A 520-nucleotide genomic window follows, 5' to 3' on the forward strand; every position below is an offset into this window, starting at 1 on the left:
TGCTGACGGGTTGTCCCATTCGGAAATCCGCGGGTCAAGGGATATTTGCTCCTAACCGCGGCTTATCGCAGCTTATCACGTCCTTCATCGCCTCCATGAGCCAAGGCATCCGCCATGCGCCCTTATTCACTTTCTTGGTAGATGCCGCCGAAATAACGGCGGAATCTCATACTTTCAGCTGTGTCCCACTAAAAGCGGGAACACCTCGTTCTTGAGTTTCACTCTACAGTTTCGTGTGTCAATATGTCAAAGATCTCTTTTCCTATTATTAAAGGAAACGGTGGAGAATAACGGATTCGAACCGTTGACCCCCTGCTTGCAAAGCAGGTGCTCTAGCCAGCTGAGCTAATCCCCCGAAAGACAGAGTTTGCTAGTACAAGAAGGAAACGAACCAAAAAAGGTCCTTCCGACTCATCTAAGGCGCCCCTCCAGAAAGGAGGTGTTCCAGCCGCACCTTCCGGTACGGCTACCTTGTTACGACTTAGCCCCAATCACCGGTTTCACCCTAGGCCGACCCTCG

The 520-nt window shown here is 51.3% G+C and carries 1 tRNA gene and 2 rRNA genes; all 3 read right to left on the reverse strand.

From position 1 onward, the window contains the following. Window positions 1-136 (reverse strand): 23S ribosomal RNA (locus CIK98_RS18515); the annotation flags it as partial. A gap of 145 nt (window positions 137-281) precedes the next feature. Next, window positions 282-355: transfer RNA gene (locus CIK98_RS07530), tRNA-Ala, on the reverse strand. Between the two features lie 77 nt (window positions 356-432). Next, window positions 433-520 (reverse strand): 16S ribosomal RNA (locus tag CIK98_RS07535); the annotation flags it as partial.

It is taken from the genome of Prevotella sp. P2-180 (assembly GCF_002251435.1).
Taxonomy (GTDB): Bacteria; Bacteroidota; Bacteroidia; order Bacteroidales; family Bacteroidaceae; genus Prevotella.